Origin of the sequence: Leptospira noumeaensis, from assembly GCF_004770765.1 — a bacterium.
Lineage (GTDB): Bacteria > Spirochaetota > Leptospiria > Leptospirales > Leptospiraceae > Leptospira_A > Leptospira_A noumeaensis.
Genome location: NZ_RQFK01000026.1, coordinates 820812 through 839696, shown reverse-complemented (window position 1 = coordinate 839696; position 18885 = coordinate 820812). Strand labels below are relative to the sequence as shown.

At 37.4% G+C, this 18885-nt stretch carries 21 protein-coding genes; 16 read left to right on the top strand and 5 right to left on the bottom strand.

The window, feature by feature from the left end; genetic code table 11:
* Positions 1 to 11: 11 nt before the first annotated feature.
* The 8 genes from EHQ24_RS12155 (at position 12) to EHQ24_RS12120 (ending at position 6383) form a co-directional block, all read left to right on the top strand.
* Positions 12 to 698: a hypothetical protein gene (locus EHQ24_RS12155; protein ID WP_135601864.1), complete on the top strand. Its 687-nt coding sequence runs from the start codon at positions 12 to 14 to the stop codon at positions 696 to 698.
* A complete protein-coding gene (locus tag EHQ24_RS12150) occupies positions 695 to 2512 on the top strand; it encodes a TrkH family potassium uptake protein (protein WP_135601863.1) in 1818 nt (605 codons plus the stop codon). The genes EHQ24_RS12155 and EHQ24_RS12150 overlap by 4 nt, the downstream gene beginning before the upstream one ends.
* A gap of 8 nt (positions 2513 to 2520) precedes the next feature.
* Positions 2521 to 3216, top strand: coding sequence for a potassium channel family protein (locus EHQ24_RS12145; protein WP_135601862.1), 696 nt, complete (start codon positions 2521 to 2523; stop codon positions 3214 to 3216).
* Between the two features lie 3 nt (positions 3217 to 3219).
* Positions 3220 to 3996 carry a cobalamin-binding protein gene (locus EHQ24_RS12140; protein WP_135601861.1) on the top strand — a complete coding sequence of 259 codons (777 nt, stop codon included), beginning with the start codon at positions 3220 to 3222 and terminating at the stop codon, positions 3994 to 3996.
* A gap of 85 nt (positions 3997 to 4081) precedes the next feature.
* A complete protein-coding gene (locus EHQ24_RS12135) occupies positions 4082 to 4921 on the top strand; it encodes a MotA/TolQ/ExbB proton channel family protein (protein ID WP_135601860.1) in 840 nt (279 codons plus the stop codon).
* 20 nt (positions 4922 to 4941) lie between these two features.
* The gene (locus EHQ24_RS12130; protein ID WP_100743556.1) at positions 4942 to 5361 is read left to right on the top strand and encodes an ExbD/TolR family protein; all 420 of its coding nucleotides are present in this window, start codon (positions 4942 to 4944) and stop codon (positions 5359 to 5361) included.
* Between the two features lies 1 nt (position 5362).
* The gene (locus tag EHQ24_RS12125) at positions 5363 to 5785 is read left to right on the top strand and encodes an ExbD/TolR family protein (RefSeq protein WP_135601859.1); all 423 of its coding nucleotides are present in this window, start codon (positions 5363 to 5365) and stop codon (positions 5783 to 5785) included.
* 1 nt (position 5786) lies between these two features.
* Positions 5787 to 6383: an energy transducer TonB gene (locus EHQ24_RS12120; protein ID WP_135601858.1), complete on the top strand. Its 597-nt coding sequence runs from the start codon at positions 5787 to 5789 to the stop codon at positions 6381 to 6383.
* A 132-nt stretch (positions 6384 to 6515) separates the two neighbouring features.
* On the opposite strand, the gene EHQ24_RS12115 is transcribed toward EHQ24_RS12120, so the two are convergent.
* The 4 genes from EHQ24_RS12115 to EHQ24_RS12100 form a co-directional block, all read right to left on the bottom strand.
* Positions 6516 to 6926, bottom strand: a complete 411-nt coding sequence (locus EHQ24_RS12115; protein ID WP_135601857.1) for a type II toxin-antitoxin system death-on-curing family toxin — start codon at positions 6924 to 6926, stop codon at positions 6516 to 6518.
* Positions 6923 to 7162 carry an AbrB/MazE/SpoVT family DNA-binding domain-containing protein gene (locus EHQ24_RS12110; RefSeq protein ID WP_100719865.1) on the bottom strand — a complete coding sequence of 80 codons (240 nt, stop codon included), beginning with the start codon at positions 7160 to 7162 and terminating at the stop codon, positions 6923 to 6925. The genes EHQ24_RS12115 and EHQ24_RS12110 overlap by 4 nt, the downstream gene beginning before the upstream one ends.
* Positions 7163 to 7287: 125 nt before the next feature.
* Positions 7288 to 8124: an LBF_0142 family lipoprotein gene (locus EHQ24_RS12105; protein ID WP_135601856.1), complete on the bottom strand. Its 837-nt coding sequence runs from the start codon at positions 8122 to 8124 to the stop codon at positions 7288 to 7290.
* Between the two features lie 175 nt (positions 8125 to 8299).
* The gene (locus EHQ24_RS12100) at positions 8300 to 8671 is read right to left on the bottom strand and encodes a phasin-related domain-containing protein (RefSeq protein WP_135587735.1); all 372 of its coding nucleotides are present in this window, start codon (positions 8669 to 8671) and stop codon (positions 8300 to 8302) included.
* 244 nt (positions 8672 to 8915) lie between these two features.
* On the opposite strand from EHQ24_RS12100, the gene EHQ24_RS12095 reads away from it, so the two are divergent.
* Together EHQ24_RS12095 and EHQ24_RS12090 are read left to right on the top strand one after the other, a co-directional pair.
* The gene (locus tag EHQ24_RS12095) at positions 8916 to 9815 is read left to right on the top strand and encodes an AraC family transcriptional regulator (RefSeq protein WP_135601855.1); all 900 of its coding nucleotides are present in this window, start codon (positions 8916 to 8918) and stop codon (positions 9813 to 9815) included.
* 75 nt (positions 9816 to 9890) lie between these two features.
* Entirely contained in the window at positions 9891 to 10340 is a 450-nt protein-coding gene (locus tag EHQ24_RS12090; RefSeq protein ID WP_135601854.1) for a DoxX family protein, read from the top strand.
* 127 nt (positions 10341 to 10467) lie between these two features.
* Here the strand turns inward: EHQ24_RS12090 and EHQ24_RS12085 are convergent, their stop codons facing one another.
* On the bottom strand, positions 10468 to 11760 hold the full coding sequence (locus EHQ24_RS12085; protein ID WP_135601853.1) for a malic enzyme-like NAD(P)-binding protein: 1293 nt from the start codon (positions 11758 to 11760) through the stop codon (positions 10468 to 10470).
* Between the two features lie 135 nt (positions 11761 to 11895).
* Here EHQ24_RS12085 and EHQ24_RS12080 point away from each other — a divergent pair, with 135 nt between their 5' ends.
* The 6 genes from EHQ24_RS12080 to EHQ24_RS12055 all read left to right on the top strand — a co-directional run bounded on the left by EHQ24_RS12080 (position 11896) and on the right by EHQ24_RS12055 (position 18846).
* Positions 11896 to 12612, top strand: coding sequence for an MIP/aquaporin family protein (locus tag EHQ24_RS12080; protein ID WP_135601852.1), 717 nt, complete (start codon positions 11896 to 11898; stop codon positions 12610 to 12612).
* A gap of 172 nt (positions 12613 to 12784) precedes the next feature.
* Positions 12785 to 14035, top strand: a complete 1251-nt coding sequence (locus EHQ24_RS12075; RefSeq protein ID WP_135601851.1) for an SIR2 family protein — start codon at positions 12785 to 12787, stop codon at positions 14033 to 14035.
* The gene (locus tag EHQ24_RS12070; RefSeq protein ID WP_135601850.1) at positions 14028 to 16100 is read left to right on the top strand and encodes an ATP-binding protein; all 2073 of its coding nucleotides are present in this window, start codon (positions 14028 to 14030) and stop codon (positions 16098 to 16100) included. Before EHQ24_RS12075 ends, EHQ24_RS12070 begins: the two co-directional genes overlap by 8 nt.
* A 641-nt stretch (positions 16101 to 16741) precedes the next feature.
* Positions 16742 to 17335: a hypothetical protein gene (locus EHQ24_RS12065; RefSeq protein WP_135601849.1), complete on the top strand. Its 594-nt coding sequence runs from the start codon at positions 16742 to 16744 to the stop codon at positions 17333 to 17335.
* Positions 17336 to 17357: 22 nt separating this feature from the next.
* Positions 17358 to 17828, top strand: a complete 471-nt coding sequence (locus EHQ24_RS12060) for a hypothetical protein (protein WP_135601848.1) — start codon at positions 17358 to 17360, stop codon at positions 17826 to 17828.
* Positions 17829 to 17979: 151 nt separating this feature from the next.
* On the top strand, positions 17980 to 18846 hold the full coding sequence (locus tag EHQ24_RS12055; RefSeq protein WP_135601847.1) for a DUF2167 domain-containing protein: 867 nt from the start codon (positions 17980 to 17982) through the stop codon (positions 18844 to 18846).
* Positions 18847 to 18885 lie beyond the last annotated feature (39 nt).

Below are 18885 nucleotides of genomic sequence, written 5' to 3'. Positions count from 1 at the left end.
AACTGGAATGTATGCGGATTTTTTCCCAAATTTTTGTGCCGATGATTGTTTTCTCTTTGGCGGTGGGCCCACTTCTTGGGCAAACCAAAGAAGGATTTTATGACACAAATAACTATGACTTAAGAAATCTTCCTAAGTCCGATCCGGAATCCAATGTTTTGCAGGATGTGACGCTTCCCCCGAAGTTTGACACTCCGGTTTTATCCACACCCAAAAGTGCAAAAACCCAATACAGTGGGATTGATTCCATCCCGGGTGCTGGTGCCTTAATGAATTCCAGAACGACATCTAACTCCAGTCAAAATGCAAACAATCCTTATAGTCTGACAGGCGCTCAAAATTCACCAATTAACCCGCTAACAGGCGAAATCAACGAACAAGCACTTCAGAACCAACTTCAAAAAAGTAGAACCAAACAAGAATTAAAGAAGAAACAAAAAGAAGAATTTGATGAAGATGCTGTTTACGAAGAAACAAAATTTCGCCGGGCTTATATCATTTTCTTTTTAACTTTACCATTTGCATTAGGTGTTTCAACAGGAATTGCTTCTGCATTGGCAATTGAAAAAACAATTGCAGGAAGTATCATCATGATTGGCGGAACCACCGGTCTTTCTGGTGCAAATGTTTATGCAGATAGGCAAAGATTAGAAGAACACAGAGAAAAGAAAAAACAACTGGCTGAAGTTTACCCTTGAAGTTCAAAAGGTTCCTTGTTTTTTTACAAAGATTTTACCTTTATTTACAAGTTCAAAGATTCGAAATTCGAAAGCTTTACATAGATCACTTCCGTTGGATTGGAAGAACCATCTATATCCTATTCGGATTTTTATCGGTTACCATTTTGATTTTGGATTTTGGATTTTATTATCCAGAATCATGGAAACCTTACGTTACTTTTTCCATTCGAACACTGGTATCTTTTTTTATCTTTTATGAATCCATCCATTTAATTTTCACAAACAAACGATGGAGAGAATATGTTTCTCTTCATAAAATAGAACTTATCATTTTACTTATGTTAGGATTGGAATTTATTTATGAAAAAGACATAGTTTCCATTTTGAAGTCATATCATATTTCGGGAGATGACACCACAATTATCTTTTTATCAGCCAATCAGATTCTGTTTTTATTTTCTAACTTGGCTCATTTCTTTCGGTTATCTAGAAAAAATGATTCTAAAAAATTAAACCCTTCCATTGTCTTTGTATCTTCTTTTGCTTTTATCATCCTAATCGGAATTTGTTTTTTACACTTTCCAAAGTCAACTAATGGCCCGGTTAAATCCATTGATTTAATTTTCACTACGATTAGTGCAACCTGTGTTACAGGGCTTTCTACTGTAGACATTGGAAGTCAATTCACTTTAACAGGACAACTGATTGTTTTACTCCTCATCCAAGTGGGTGGGCTTGGCCTTATGACCTTAACTAGTTTTTTTTCCATCTTCCTTGCGGGAAAAGTTTCTGTCAGTGATACAATGATGATCAAAGACCTTCTTTCCGAAGAAACAATGGGTCGTGCTAAAGAAATTTTAAAACAAATCACAATCCAAACCCTTGTCATCGAATCCATTGGTGCTGTATTATTATTTTATAGTTTCCCAGAAAACTTTCCGATTGCACTCTCTGAAAAAATTTATTATTCTATTTTTCATTCCATATCTGCATTTTGTAATGCTGGTTTTAGTTTGTTACCAAGTGGGTTAGCCACAGAAGCCTTCAAACATTCAGAAGGATTTTTATCTGTGATTATGTTTTTGATTGTTCTCGGAGGACTTGGTTTTCCTGTTTTATTCCAAATCCGAACAAAACTTTCCAATCCTTTTGATTTTAAATTTAGATGGTCAGTCACATCTAAACTAGTATTTTGGACGACCGGCAGTCTTTTGTTATTCGGTTGGGTTTCCTATTATTTCTTGGAGTTAAACTATACTTTACGAGGGCTCACCACTTCAGAACAAATCTTTCATTCCTTGTTTTATTCGGTAACTACAAGGACAGCTGGATTTAATACATTAGAGTTAAGCCAAATGGGATTCCCTATAACCTTTATTTCATTTTTTTTGATGTGGGTGGGAGCCTCTCCTGTTTCCACGGGGGGAGGAATCAAAACCACAACCTTTGCCATTTCTCTATTAAACATTACCAATGAAATACGTGGAAAAGATAGAATGGAAATAGGCCACCGAACGATTGCAAATTCATCAATTGCAAAAGCAAGCGCAACCATCGTACTTTCCTTATTTGTGATTTTTGTTGCCATCCTTGGTTTGTTAATCACTGAAAATGCAAATTTTATCGATTTATGTTACGAAGTAGTTTCTGCTTTCGGGACAGTAGGACTCACTCGCAGCCTAACTCCCCATTTGACAGATTCTGGTAAAATCATCATTTGTACTGTAATGTTTGTGGGAAGGGTGGGAATTTTGACTCTACTTGTTGCCCTCTCTAAAAAAGTAGATCGTATCTCATATGAATATCCAAAAGAATATGTGGTTGTAGGTTAAAGTTTGGTATGCAAAGAAAAAAAATAGCAGTCATTGGAATTGGAAGTTTTGGAAAGTTATTTGTTCGTTATCTTTTTGAAGATGGACACGAAGTCATCGCTATTGACAAAGATCCAATCATTATCGATTCCATAAAAGACTATGTTACCGTTGCAGTTACCTTAGATGCCACAGATGAACATGCATTACGTTCCCAAGGAATCACCGATGTCGATTATGCTGTCATTGCCCTTGCCGATGATTTTGAAACTTCTATTATCTGTGCAGATAGTTTAAAAAAATGCGGCGTAAAAAATATTTACGCTCGTTACCAAACAGAACTACAAATGAAAGTTTTGGGACTTCTTGGAATCAAAGATTTGTTTAACCCAGAAGAAAAGGCGGCAAGAAGTATGGCCGAAACATTATCTTTTTCGGGAATGCGTTCTAGTTTTTTACTTTCTGATGAATACAGTGTTGTGGAAGTTACTGTTCCGAAACGTTATATCAACCAAACCATCGCTGATGCCGACTTACGTCATAAATACAATATCAACGTCATCACCATCAAACGCCCTACAATCAATAAAGAAACAAAACGAATGTCCGATTCTAAATCGGAAAAAATCTTAGGAATCCCACATGGAAATACAGTTCTCAAAGAAGATGATGTAATTGTATTATTTGGATCCCAAACTGATCTTGCTCGTTTTTTGGAAACATAAACTATGGGCCCAGAAAGAATCATTTGTCTCACTGAAGAACCAACGGAGATGTTATATTTGTTAGGTGAAGAAAAAAGAATTTTAGGAATCTCTGTTTATACAGAACGACCGGCTCGTGCAAAAGAAGAAAAAACCAAAGTTTCAGCCTTTATCAGTGGAAACCTAAAAAAAATCACAGCTCTCGAACCAGATCTCGTCATTGGATTTTCTGATATCCAATCCCAACTTGCCAAAGACCTCATTGAACGAGGGTTAAACGTATTAATTTTTAATCAAAGGTCTATTCCAGAAATTCTATCCAATATGCAAATGTTAGGAAACCTTGTGGGCCAAACAGAAAAAGCCAAAAATCTCATAGAAGAATGGCAAAGTAAAATTCTGTCTTGGAAAAAAGAAAACGAATCCAAAGCCTTCAAACCAAAAGTCTTTTTCCAAGAATGGGATGAACCCATCATCACGGGGATCCAATGGGTGAGCGAAGCCATTACACTGGCAGGTGGTGAGGACTGTTTTTCCCACTTAAAAGATAAAAAGTTAGCAAGAGACCGAATCATCACTGCGGAGGATGTCAAAGAGGCCAATCCAGATGTCTACGTGGGTTCATGGTGTGGGAAGGCAATGGATTGGGATTGGGTGCGAAACAAACCCGAATGGTCATCCACAGGTTTTATCAAATCCAACCGAATTTTTGAAATGGATCCAAGTATTATATTACAGCCTGGTCCTGCTTTGTTTCTAGAAGGAATTCCCAAACTGAAAGAGATCTTCTCCTCCATCTAAATCCCGACTTTGTCATCCACTTGTAATCTATTTGTAACAGGGATATTCTAGATTTGAAACATATCAATTAGATATGGAGACATTCATGAAATTCTCATGTAACCAGACAAAAACGAAAGTCACTTTGTCTTTTGTGATCGCACTCATCACAATCTTTACTCTTGCAGGCAAAATCGAAGCGCAATCAACACCTGCGGCACCTAGCACGGAATCGGCGCAAACAACTGAAACTCAAGCAGAAACTCCGGCTCCTGTTGCAGAAGCTCCTGCCGAAGCACCACAAAAAGAATCTGAAATTGGACTCATAAGTTTGTTTGTTACTGGTGGATGGTCTATGTGGCCCCTCCTACTTTCTTCTATTGTTGCCTTTGGTGTAATTCTAGAAAGAATCTACTTTTTCTTCACTGCAAAACTAGTAAGAAAAGGTTACAACCAAGACTTACAAGATGCGATTGATGCATCTGGAATGAATGGGATTGAAGAATTCTTAAAAGCAAATGACGGACAACGAATCACTGATGTATTAAAAAATGGTATGGAAGTTTCTCAAAACGATCCAGAAATTTTTGCATCTGGTATCGAAAGAGAAGCTGGCGAAGTTATGACACTTCTCGAAAAAGGACTCACAGTTCTTTCCGCAGTTTCCACCATTGCACCACTCGTTGGATTCCTTGGAACAGTTTCAGGTATGATCAACGCATTTGATGCAATTGCAAACGCAGACCAAGTCAACGCGAAAGTAGTTGCTGGTGGTATCAAAGAAGCGCTTATCACTACTGCTGCTGGTCTTATCGTTGCGATTCCTGCAATGACATTCTACCAATACTTACAAGGCCGAGTTGCTTTCTTTACTTCTGAAGTAGAAGAAGCGGCTAACAAAATCTACAAAGAATATTTAAAACTCAAAGCCGGTAAAAGAGCATAAACAACGGAAAGTAACTAACCATGATTAAGTTAAAGAAAAAACAAGAACTAGAGGAGATATCGGCAGCATCCATGTCGGATATTGCCTTTCTACTCTTGGTATTTTTTATGGTAACTGCTGTATTCTTTGTAAAGGAAGGACTTAACATTTCCCTTCCTCGCAAACAATCCGAACCTCAGCCTTTTTTACGTAAAAATGTATATGAAATTTTGGTAACACAAGACAGATACAAAATGCGTAACACAGCATTCGGAACCAAAGAATATTCTAGTTTAAAAGAATTTCGTGATGACCTGAATCAAATGGAAATTCCGGATCTTAAAAACAAACTAGCACTCATTGTTACAACCGGTGATACCAAATATGCAAAGATGTTGGATGCTTTATCCGCAGTTCAACTTCGTGGATTTGAAAAAATCTCAGTGAGAAAGAAGAAATAATATGTTACGAAGAAAGAGAGTCGCACCTTCAGTTCCCGTAAGTTCGATGGCAGACATTGCCTTCTTACTCCTCGTGTTCTTTATGGTAACCTCCGTATTGGATTCGGATCCAGACCTTCCCATCAATCTACCAGATGTTCCTGGTGGAGAACAGTTAAACAAAAAGATTGCGAATCTTTATCTAACTGCTGATGTCAAAAGGACTGTCTATTTTAACTCAATCAAAATGGAACTGAACGAAGCCATGAGTGAAATCCGTGCAAAACTTTCGACTACGCCAGATTTGAAAGTTTTGATCCATGCAGATCAAGATTTAACTTATGAAGAGTTAGATAGTGTTTTCGAAACTCTCCGAGAGATAGGAGCCTTAAAGGTTTCTCTCGTTACCAAGACCACTCAAGGTGGCGGGTTAAAAGGAAAGTAACGTGAACGGAACAGTTGTTACACAGAAAAGATCCAAACGAGAAAGAATCCATCGGTTCATCGATAGATACCGAATCGAAACTGGTCTTGCCATTTCTGCATTTTTCCAAGCAGTCATCATTCTATTTTGGTTCACACCTCATTTTGATACTGATGGTTTAGATGATCTTGTGGAAGAAGTAGCTTTTATCGATAATGTTCAAATCCAAGAACCATCCGTGGATACAAAACCAACAGATGGAGATTTCGATCTTACTGACAAAGAAAAGGAAGAGAAAAAAGAAGACCCTCGGGTTGCCGGAGCATCTGATCCTATCGTCTCTGGAGCAACTTCTCCTATAGACCTTTCACCTAACATGCGACCAGAATATACTTCTGATGCAAAGGCTCTTGGACTTACTGGAACCATGACATTAGAAGTTGTGATAGCAAATACAGGTGAAGTGTTACGAGTCAGATCCGTTGGTAAACAGTTAGGTGGCGGACTCGAAGAAGAAGCCATTAAAGTTTATCGCAAAAAACGTTTTTCTCCTTCCATTTTAGAAGGAAAACCGATCACGGTAAAGGTTCTCGTTCCCATTCGATTTACTTTGAACTAATCATTGGGGCGAATCCACCACCGGATCGGTGGTGGATCGGGCTCTCCGCTGCAATCTGCATTGCACCATAAAACTTTAAACTACCTATTTAGAATTTTTTCTGAAACTTTATGTTGCAAAGCAGGATTTCCGCTATGATCCCTTTCGCGGGGAGTTGGCTTTTGATGATGTTTTGAGCCACTTGGCTAACTCATCTTCTTTTATGGAACCATCTGCTACTTTTAACATAACATTCACAACATCTTCCTCTGATGTATCTATGATAAAACCGTTAGAAGCTAAAAATACATACATCAACAAAAACGAAGTCCTCTTGTTTCCATCCATAAATGGATGATTTTTTGCGACACCGATTCCAAGAGAAGCCGTGAGTTCAAAAATAGTAGACTCAGGTTTGTAATTCCACTGATTCTTTGGTCGATCCAGAGCTGATTCAAGTAAACCGATATCTCGAATTCCCAAAGAACCTCCGTGTTGTTTGATTTGATCTAAATGAATAGCCTCAGCAATTTTTCTATTTAGCCACTTAGGTTCCCGTTTCATTTCGCTAATTCTTTAAGCGCATTTCGGTATTTCTTAGAAGCATCCTGATAAAATTCCATGGCTGATTCGAAATCAGGATCATAGGGAGACAAAAGAATTCCGTTTTCAGTTTCCACAAGAAAGACAGTGTCTCCTTCATGAAAATTATATTTTTCTAAAAGTGCTTTTGGGATCGTAGCCCCCGATGAATTACCAATCGCGCGAATCGTAGTTTTTTTGACTGCAGAACTTTCCATGGTTATAACATAAGTAATAACCATGGAAATTCAATCGAATTTTCTAAGTTTTAAAAATTTGGATAAAATTTTATAACAAATTCTCTCTGCAAAAATTTTCCTTTTTCAGGAGCACTGGTTCACCCCTACTCCGGTAACTCCAATACTTTATCTTCTTCTTCCATTGGTTGTTTTGGAATTTCCATTTTTTCGATTCGGATTTCGTGAACAAAATCAGCATCTTCAAACTTATCTAAAATACTAATTCGTCTGGGGTATTGTTTGTTGTTCCACGGTTCATAATATCCGTATTTGATCACACCTTTGTAAAAACTAAACAGTTCACGGTAAGTAAATTCCATCCATTCTAAGGCTCCACTTGTTTTTTCAAAGTAACCAACGTATTGGTCTGTGTCGGGAGTGGCACCAACTTGAACGGATGTAAAATAAACCACTTCATAGTCTTGGCCTAATTTTTGAACAGCGCCTGCATATTGAATGATTGGATATTCGGTGAGTCGCCAAGGGAGTGTTAGATACAAACGAAGAGATTCCAAATAAACTCGAACTTCATCGTCGCCCGTAAAAACTTTTCCTGTATCTGCTGCAATTTGGTAGGTGTCTTTTTTGACAAGGCCAAGGATGAGACCTTTTTTTTCTCCACCCAGAAACTCTACTTCCATGGCATCTTTTTCAAAATCCAAATACACACGAAGCCTTTGTTCTGGTTCTTTGATGGGTGTAAAAAATCGAACAAACTTGGAATGCCAAACATCTTTCAAAACAAATTGAATTTGTTTGTACTGTTTCCAATCACCCGGAGTGAGTTCTTTCACTGGTGGGTTCGTAATGATTGATAATCCTTTTTTCTTTAGATCAGGATTTAAATCTTCTTTTTGTAAGGTGGGAGGACGTAAGTCGGCTAAAGAACAAGAGATAAAAAATAATGAAACTAAAATGAATGATAAGTAGGAACGAAACATTGATTCCAGGTTGAAGTGAAAAGAATCATCTGTCAATAGGGAAAGTAAATCAGATGGAATGGAAGTGAGTTAAGATTTAGAAGTTTGGTTGTTTTAAATGAGATTTTTAAAAAAAGAATATAGATAAAGAAAAGAGAAAAGGTCGGGATGCCGACCTCCTCTTCTTTAAAGAAACTTATGCTTTTGCAGCACCTGTTTTTTTGATAGATTCCGCAACTTCATTGATTTTTGCTTTTACGGATTCGATTTTTCCTTCAGGCATTTTTGCTTTGATTTCTTCAGCAATTTTGTTGTAGTTGTCTACGATTTTAGAACGAGTTTCGTCGTAGTTTTTTCCAGCAACACTAGAGAATTCTTTAATGTCTGTTAGGATTTTGTCAACGGATTGGCGAATCTTTACAGAATCTTCCGTGTTGTCCAAAGCACCTTTGGATACTAATTCATTATAAGTTGTTTCCAACTGAGTTTTAGCTTTTTCAAGACCTTCTTTTCCTGATTGGAAAAGTCCGATACCTGCGTTAAGAATGTCCATGATTTGTTTTTCCATAATTTAGCTCCTGGTTTTCACCTATTTGTGCAACGCACAACACAGTTATGTGCGTTGCACAAATTAAGACAAGTACTTTTTCTAGGGGAAAATCGATTTTTTTTAGATTTTTTTCGTAGTCCCATTTACGATTCAAATCCAGAGAATTCTCCCCCAAAGGGAAAAATACCGCTATCCGCATCTTTTAGGATTCGAATCCTCTGGATTTTGGTGGGTAGATGGTTACTTTAATTTAACTTCCGAAATGAAAACGCTAAATTCACCACCTAAGAAACAAACCGAAATCAAAAACATTCCCATGGTTCATTTAACTGATGTTCATGGTGAAGATCAAAATTCCAGTTTTTATGTCGGTCGTTTGGAAGAATTGCCCAATGGATTCCAAACCTTTGATAGTTCTCATAGACATTCTTATTATGCATTATTCTATTTTATGGAAGGAGAAGGAACTCATTCCATCGACTTCCACTCCCATACGATTACAGAAAACAGTCTTTTTTTCTTAAGACCTGGCCAAGTGCATTCTTGGATCTTTTCCAAACCAGTAAAAGGTTTTGCTTTAAAAATTTATCCGGACTACCTCTCCGAACATGGGGGCCAAGTCACCAGTTTTCAAAACTATCCTTTTTTCCAATTGGGAAATGAAAATTCTAAACTAACAGTCGAAGGCGCAGAACAATTCAAAAACGATTTTGAAAGATTACTCGGTGAAAAAAATTCAAAATCCAATTCCTCTATGACTTATCTTTTGATTCAGTTGGTTTTGCAACAATCGCTGAAAGAATTTAATACATCCTTTGCAGACAAAATCTCAATCGATTCTAAATTATGGAATTTTTTCCGGTTGTTAGAAAATCATTTTAAATACCAAAAAACAACTTCTTATTATGCAAAACAAATTGGAACTTCCTCAGGAAATTTAAACCAACTCTGCCAAAAACAATATGGGAAATCGGCAAAGGCAATCATCCAAGAGAGATTGGTTTTGGAAATCAAACGACTATTACTTCATTCTGATTTGAATATCAATCAAATTGCTTTGACATTGGGTTTTGTTGATAATTCCTATTTTAGTAAATTTTTTAAAAGCCATACGGATAGTTCACCCGAAACTTTTAGACAACTGAAACGAAAACTACCATAAAAATCCAATTCTCTCCATTTACCAACCTATCGTTTTTCCGTAAGATACAACCAACACTTACAAAAGGAAATGAAAATGTTAGAAAAGTTATTCTACACAGAATCAAGTTGGTTTTTTACCTTACTGCGATTGGTTTTAGGTTTAGTCATCCTTCCACATGGATTACAGAAGTTATGCGGATGGTTCGGAGGGTATGGATTTTCCGCTACTTTGGAATTTTTTAAATCGGAAGGGATTCCTTATGCCATTGGATTTTTAGTCATTGTGGCAGAATCTTTCGGGGCCTTGGGCCTTATCTTTGGATTTTTCACAAGATTGTCCTCGTTTGGGATTGCGATTACCATGATTGGAGCCGCCATTTATGTGAGGAAAAACGGGTTTTTTATGAATTGGTTCAACCAACAAGCGGGCGAAGGATTTGAATACCATATCTTAGCCATAGGAATGGCAGTGATTTTGATGATTGCTGGTGGTGGCCAACTAGCGGTTGATAGCTGGGTTGCAAATAAAATTCAATCCAACTGAATGAAATCATTTGAAAGTTAAAGCGAAAGTGAATTTAGCGAAATCAAATTAAATCCAAAACGAAAAAGATTTGAATCTAAATACAACAGTCCCATACATATGAACGGCTTGTTGGATTTAGATTGGTTTAGATTTCTAAAGCGCTGATTGGCTCTTGTTGTTGGGCCATGATGGATTCCAAAAACTTTACATAAGCCTCGCGGCCTGGATACTCAACCTGGTTCACACCTGTTTTGACAGCGGCTTCTGCCACTGCGGGAGCCACATGGTAAAGAACTCTCGAGTCCAAAGGTTTTGGAATGATATAGTCAGCACCAAATCGAATTTCTTTTTCGTTGTAAGCTTCAGAAACTTCGATAGGAACCGGAAGTTTTGTGAGTTCACTTAAAGCATAAGCAGCAGCCAACTTCATTTCCATGTTCACTACTTTTGCACGAATATCAAGAGCACCGCGAAAGATAAATGGAAACCCGAGTACATTATTGACTTGGTTAGGATAATCACTGCGACCGGTTGCCATGATGAGGTCTGGTCTTGCATGTTTGGCATCGGGATAAGGAATTTCTGGGTCGGGGTTGGCAAGAGCAAACATAATTGGTTTGTCTGCCATCGTTTTTACCATAGCTTCTGTTACCACATTGGCAACAGATACTCCGATGAATACATCGGTTCCTGGAAAAATATCTTCTAGAGTTTCTGCATCGGTGTTACGAACAAAAGGTAACTTGGTTTCATGTAAGTTCGTTCGTTTGTGATTGATCACACCACGTGAATCCAACATATAAATGGATTCATGTTTGACGCCGATATGTGTTAACATCTCAGCAATGGAAATGGCCGCAGCACCTGCTCCATTGATCACAACTTTGATGTTACCAGCTTTTTTACCGGTAAGTTCTAATGAATTGAGTAGTGCCGCTGTAGAGATGATAGCCGTTCCATGTTGGTCATCATGAAACACAGGAATTTTCATACTTTCATCTAAAGTTTTTTCGATATGAAAACATTCTGGGGCACGGATGTCTTCCAAATTGATACCACCAAACGTCGGTTCGAGGGCTTTTACAATCGTAATGAATTTTTCAGGATCTGTTTCATTGATTTCAATATCAAACACATCAATGCCGGCAAATTTTTTGAATAAAACTGCCTTTCCTTCCATGACTGGTTTTCCAGCGGAAGCTCCAATATTACCAAGACCTAAAATAGCAGTTCCATTGGTAATGATCCCGACTAAATTTCCTCGGTTTGTGTATTCATAAACGAGTTCTGGTTTTTTTTCAATTTCGAGGCAAGGGTAAGCGACTCCCGGTGAGTATGCCAAGGACAGGTCGTAACTGTTCTCCGTTGGTTTTGTCGGAACTACTTTGGTTTTTCCTTTCGGAAACCGAGCGTGATACTCAAGTGCGCTTTCTTTCATGGTCTATTTTCCCACGATTTATGATTCAACGGAAAATCCTAGAATAAATTGGAGGGAAGCTCGTCCAAAAATGGTTGCGGCTGGTTCTATGTCCCTTTAGATAAAGTCCTTACGAAAAGCCAAAGGGGGCTTAATTTGGAACTGGTTGGAGAATTTTTTGGAACTGCTGTTCTCATTCTACTGGGTGACGGTGTGGTTGCTGGTGTTTTATTAGAAAAGTCAAAGGCAAAAGACAGCGGATGGATCACCATCACCACAGCTTGGGCCCTTGCGGTCTGTTTCGGTGTTTTGGTTGCAAAGGCCTTGGGAAGCCCCGGGGCCCATTTGAATCCTGCGGTTACCCTCTCTGTTTGCATCCAAACCGGAGATTTTTCGATCTTTCTCCCTTATAGCCTCGCTCAAATCTCGGGCGCTGCCCTCGGAGCCACTCTCGTTTATTTGCACTACCTTCCCCATTGGAAAGAAACCAAAGATTCTGGAACGATTCTAGCGGTATTTTCCACATCACCTGCCATCAAACACACTCTCTCCAATGTGATTAGTGAAGGACTCGGAACTTTTATCCTCATCATAGGAATTCATGCCATCTTTTCTCCGTTCAACGGTGGTGCTACCGGTGTTGTGGGAACTGGATTTGTAGGACTCCTAGTTTGGGCCATTGGTTTTTCGCTAGGTGGAACTACCGGTTATGCGATCAACCCCGCTCGTGACTTAGGCCCAAGGATTGCCCATTGGTTATTACCCATTCCTAATAAAGGGAATTCCAATTGGAAATATGCATGGCTCCCAGTGGTAATCCCGTTAGTGGGTGCGGCGATAGCGGCGGTTGCGATTCGATGGGGGATAGGATAACGATAGTTTGATTGCATTATTTTGAGGGAGAGAGGGGAATGGTGGGGGTGGGTGGGATTATTATTTTATATCCCACAAACTCTCTTGACTGAACAACAAGCAATGGTTAACCGCTTCCAAAACTTTCTCACCTCAGAAGAATTAATACAAGCGGTTTTATGGAGATAATTAAGTGGATTCAATAGATTGGAAAAATGAACATATTCTATTTATCGCAAATGAAATACCCGAAGGATCTGATTCTCCAGATAAAAAACAGTTACGTTCCAAAATTGAGCCATGGCTAACAGCAGTTTTTCAGAGTGAACATTTATCTTTACTATTAGGCACTGGGGTTACTACGGGTATTTGCAGTGAAGCTAAGATCTCTCCACAAGCAATGCAAAGAATAGAATTTACGACAGAAAAAGAAAGAATCAAGAATTATGCTGATACTGAAGCACAGAAAATTGAAAGGGGTCGTGCGAATTTTGAAGATGATCTACGGACAGCGATAGAATTACTAAAGGGTTTGAAAATACTTCAAGACGCTAAAGCTGATACGTTAGAACAAGAGATAAATGATAAGCTAAAAAATTTAATCGAAAATCTACTGAAGAATGAAAAGGCTGTTTTAGAAGCCAAAGAAGGAAATGAGGCGATTTCTTTATTGAAACGATTTTTAATAAGTTTCAGCAGCCGAACTGCAACCAGAGACCGACTCAATATTTTCACAACGAATTACGATCGGTTCATCGAGTACACACTGGATTCTGCGGGGATTCATACTTTAGACCGGTTTGTCGGAAAATTAAATCCTATAATGCGAATGCATAAAATGGAGCTGGATTTCCATTATAATCCGCCAGGGATTCGTGGTGAACCGCGTTATGTGGAGGGAGTCGTAAGGTATACAAAACTTCATGGCTCATTGGATTGGTGTATAAATGATGAGGGAATTCAAAAAAAACCAATACCTTTTGGAACAGAATTAAAAGAGGAAGATAAAAACGATCCATATGAAAGATATATTATTTATCCTAATTCTGCCAAAGGGATTGATACAGCTTATTTTCCATATTCAGAATTATTTAGAGATCTTTCAACCGCAACTTGCCGGCCTAACTCTGTTCTTGTTACCTATGGGTACGGATTTGGTGATTCCCATATAAATTCAATACTGTTGGATATGATAACCATACCTTCTACTCATTTGGTTATTATTTCTTTTGATAAAGCCGATGGTCGAATACAAAACTTTGTCGAGAAATGCAATCTTTCACAAATAACGCTTCTTATCGGTAATCATTTTGGACAAATTCGAACCTTAACTGAAAATTATTTACCAAAATCTGCGATAGATCGGATTTCCGACAGGAAACAGAAGATAGTTGAAAAAAGAGGTTTCGATATTCCTCCTAAAAATGATGATTTGAATGAATAAAGAGTTTGATCATATTCGAAATCAGACAATTGGTACGGTTGAGTTCATTTCTCCTCGTGAGATTAAAGTTTTACTTGAGATTAATGCGCCTCAAAGTACGGCAATAAATACTGGAGTTCCACAGCTTTTTCCAAAAGTAAATGGTTTTGTTTTAATTCCTAACGAATCGGGATCTTTGGTAGGGATTATTTCATGGGTTGGCATCGAACATTCCCCGTACCCCAAACGAAAAGGTTATAAAGACTTTGATCTTATCGATTTACCTTTCCCTCTTAGAAAATTATCTATCAGTCCGTTAGGTGTTTTAAAAGAAGCTAACGGGAATTATGAAATTGAGAGGGGCGTTTATAGCTATCCATCCGTTGGCGATATTGTTGTAGTACCAAATCAAGCACAATTGAGGGCAATCGTACAAAACAAAGATAGCTATGCAAAGGTGAAAATTGGTATTTCTTCAATGGCTGCAAATGCACCTGTTTATATAAATCCTGATCGCGTATTTGGTCGCCATATAGCAGTTTTAGGAAATACGGGTAGCGGAAAATCCTGCTCAGTTGCTGGTCTTATACGATGGTCACTTGAAGCAGCTCAAAAAGAGCTTAAGGAAGGTAAAAAACTAAATTCTCGTTTTATTGTACTTGATCCAAATGGCGAATATACCAATACCTTTGATGGCCTATGTAATGTCCGGAAATTCCAAGTAATTTTAACTAAAAAAACAGGCGAAAATTTAAACGTAAATCAATTAAAAGTTCCTAGTTGGTTGTGGAATAGTTATGAATGGAGTTCTATAGCACAAGCAAGTGGTAAAACTCAAAGACCATTATTACGAAAAACTTTGAGAGAGGTTCGTTATGGTGGTAGACTTGATGAGAATGATAGTTTAATAAAACCAAAGAGGTTTATAACAAGTTTGCTTGTATCTTTAAGGAACTTTGAAAGGTTAGGTATAGATACAATTGCTGGATTTCCAGGGAAGCAAAATCTTGGTGAATTATTACAAGCTTCTATAAACTCCTTGAATATACTTTCTGCCTCTTTAAAAAAGCCGCAAAAAACAAAAATCCAAAGTATTATAACTTCAATAAATACGATCTTAGGTCGAAGACAAAAAAACAATGCTGGGTATTTTCCTGCGTTTGACTTAGCTGATCTAAATGAAATAGTTAATACTATCTTAGATACTCAGACAGTCTTTGGAGAATTAAAAACTTATCAAGGACCTGATGAAGATAGTCCTGTATTTTTTACCAATGAAGATTTTCTGAGTCATGTTGAAAGACTTTCACAAGAAAATAATGTGCAACAATATATGGATTTTTTCATCATGCGAGTTCGAAGCATTATAACTGACTCCAGGATTGCATCAGTTATAGAGACAAAAACGAAAGAAGAACCAACTCTTGAACAATGGCTGAGTGAATACATCGGTAGCGATGACGATAATGGAAGTATAAATATCATTGATTTATCTCTTTTACCGTCAGAAATACTTTTTGTAATTGTATCTGTTTTATCGAGAGTAATTTTCGAAGGTCATCAAAGATATAGAAGAATGACAGGTAATATTCTACCAACGACATTGGTCGTGGAGGAAGCACATAACTTTATAAAACGTTATGAAGGTGACAGCGATGAAATAACAGCAAATAAACTGTGCAGTCAATCCTTTGAAAAGATTGCCAAAGAAGGAAGAAAATTTGGCCTTGGCTTAATGCTATCTTCTCAAAGGCCATCTGAATTATCGCAAACAGTTTTATCTCAATGTAATTCTTTTTTACTTCACAGACTTGTTAACGACAAAGATCAGGAAATGGTAAAAAAACTGGTTCCCGATAATCTTGGAAGTATTCTCAATGAGTTACCTATTCTTCCAACAAAAAAAGCGATCCTTCTAGGATGGGCTGCACCGATTCCGATTATCGTTGAGATGAATACACTGGCAGACAAGGATAGACCGAAATCCAATGATCCTGAATTCTGGGATGTTTGGACTGGATCAAAAGAACAGAAATTAAATTGGAAAGAAATTGCGGATGAATGGCAAAAGGAAGAAAATTCATAAAGAACCGCCTCCATCGGTTCAATGCTACGGCACGTAATATAGGGATTTTCATAAACCATAACAAATATTATGTGGTTTAGCATTTAGCAAAGAGGCCTGATTCATAATACAAAACAATCCAAAATGCTACCTTTCACCGTAAAATTCAAAAGAAAACTATTCATTTCAAAAGATAAAACGGAAGCATTTTTAATGAGAAGCAAACAAGTTCTTATAAATTGCACTGATTGCGATATAGATTTAGTAAAAAATACTCTAATTTTAAATTCGAATTTTGAGCCAAAATGGATCAAAAAATCTTACGTTATCGGATTTCTTAACTCGGCTGAGTTCTATATAAAAGAAGAAACCGAATCCTTATACCTATATATGAATGTCTCCTTTATGCCCCTATTTGGTATTTCATTCATTTTGTTCCCATTTATCTTAACTTCACTATTACCCATTGACAATAATCCATTTGAAACAAAAAATCTATTTTATCTTTGGTGCGCAAAGTTAGGTGTTTTTATTCCCTGGAGTTTGATCGAGTATTATAGTCTAATAAACTATATTTCAAAAATAAAAGTCTAAAAATTTTCTATTCCCATGCAACAAATCCGTTAGGTGACTGTTAATCAAATAAACCGGAATCCTAAAAAATGAAAAACAAACTTTTACTCGTTGCCTTACTCATTCTCCCCTTCCTCGCTATTTTCGCTACAGAATCGGAAACTTCAGATAGTTTTCGCGGAATTGATTTCTCCGTCACGGAAGTTCAGAAAGTAAAGGCGATGTCCATTACCGTTCCCAAAATCGCAAAACGATCCGACTCCCTTCATATGAAGGATAAGTTCCCCATCACTTTCTTTAAAGCTGACTGCATTCAAGAAAAAGAATGTTTTTCGTTACTGATTGCGATATCTGTCATACCAGAATCTTTAAAATCGTATGAAACTTTAGTGGAAGAATCAAGGGCTACTGATTTTGGCAACCCACCGTACGAAGTGAACAAATGGGTGGAACTTCTTACATTTAAAACGGAAAAAACAAAAATTCTAATGGGGCCCGGAGAATTGCTCGGAACGAAGATAAATGCCTTTTATTTTATGAAAGATACCAATGAAACTTATAGAGTTACCATCAACCTTATCTATCATCCAAAATTTCCTGAGGAAGAATGGAAAGACATCTTGATGCATTCGTTTCTGATCCTAAATAGCGTTAACATTGAATCTGTTGTAAACGGAAAATAACTACTATATCAAAAATCAATCTATGAATCAATTTGAAACCATATTCAATCAAGTCATCGGGGAACATAAAAAACTTTTTAGCAAATCGGCAAATGTCACCATTCCATTTGAAGGAAATCAAAAAGCGAAAAAGAACATTCGTCTTTTTGATTGGTTTCAAATGAGCAAAAACAAAAAAATCGATTTCTATGACCGGTTTGGTGATATTGAAGAAGAGAATATTTTGGATAAATACATTATCGACAACGGAGATGATGAAATATTTGTTCCAGAACTACGCGATGGAGTTGTTCCATTTGCTTACATTGTCGATGACGGTGCCACCGGAAACGATTACCAAGTAGAAGGAATTTTGATGATCGACCTTCGTGTCGCAAAACGTCCGGTTCTCATTGCCGAAGTGGATGGTACCATTGATGGACAAACACCATTTAAAATGGTAAAGTTTGAATCCCTAAATATAACAAATGGCAAAATGAAAGTGACGGATTAAACAAACCATACATGGTAAACTAACATCTTCCTATGTGGTGTATAAAAATAAATTGTAATCAAATTACCACCATCTAACAATGACCGTTGTTATTGTATTCCAATTCTTTTTCTGCCAATATCACAAATTCTCAAACTAAGGAGTAAATTTTATGAAAAATCTAAAAACACTACTGATCGGACTTTTGATTTCTTTATCATCATTATCTGCAGAAGATGATGTTCTTAAACAAATTAACAATCTAAAATACCAAACAGGTTCCGTCACCATCGGAGATAAACTTGCTACCGTCAATGTTCCCAAAGGTTTTAAATTCCTGGACGCAAAACAAAGCCAATTTGTTTTACATGATGTATGGGGAAACCCACTAAATGAAGGAATTCTGGGAATGCTTTTTAAAGCAGACCAGTCCCCTATCAGTGACAATTTTACTTACGCGATCACATACGCCTTTTCAGAAGACGGATACGTGAGCGATTCTGATGCCAATGAAATTAATTATGATGATCTTTTAAAATCCATGAAGGAAGATATTTCCGAAGGAAATGAAGATCGCAAAAAAGAAGGTTACCCTACTTTAGAATTAGTTGGATGGGCCAACAAACCTTTTTATGATGCAAATACTAAAAAACTCCACTGGGCCAAAGAAATCAAATTCGAAGGTGACGAAGTGAATACGCTAAATTATAATATTCGTATTCTAGGAAGGAAAGGGATTCTCGAATTGAATGCAATTTCTGATATCCAAAAACTAAACCTTGTCCAAAAAGATATACCAGCCATCATCGCATCCACAGAGTTTAACGATGGAGAAAAATACTCAGATTATTCACCAGGTATTGATAAACTCGCAGCTTATGGAATTGGTGGACTGATCGCAGGAAAGGTTTTGGCCAAAGCGGGATTTTTTGCTTTGTTACTTAAATTTTGGAAAGTCATCGCCATTGGTGCCGTAGCAGCCTTAGGTGTTCTGAAGAAATTATTCACTAAAAAAGCAGATAACAGTTCGGTTGACTAATCACTCTAATCGTGCCAACTAATTCCAATTTATGAAAAG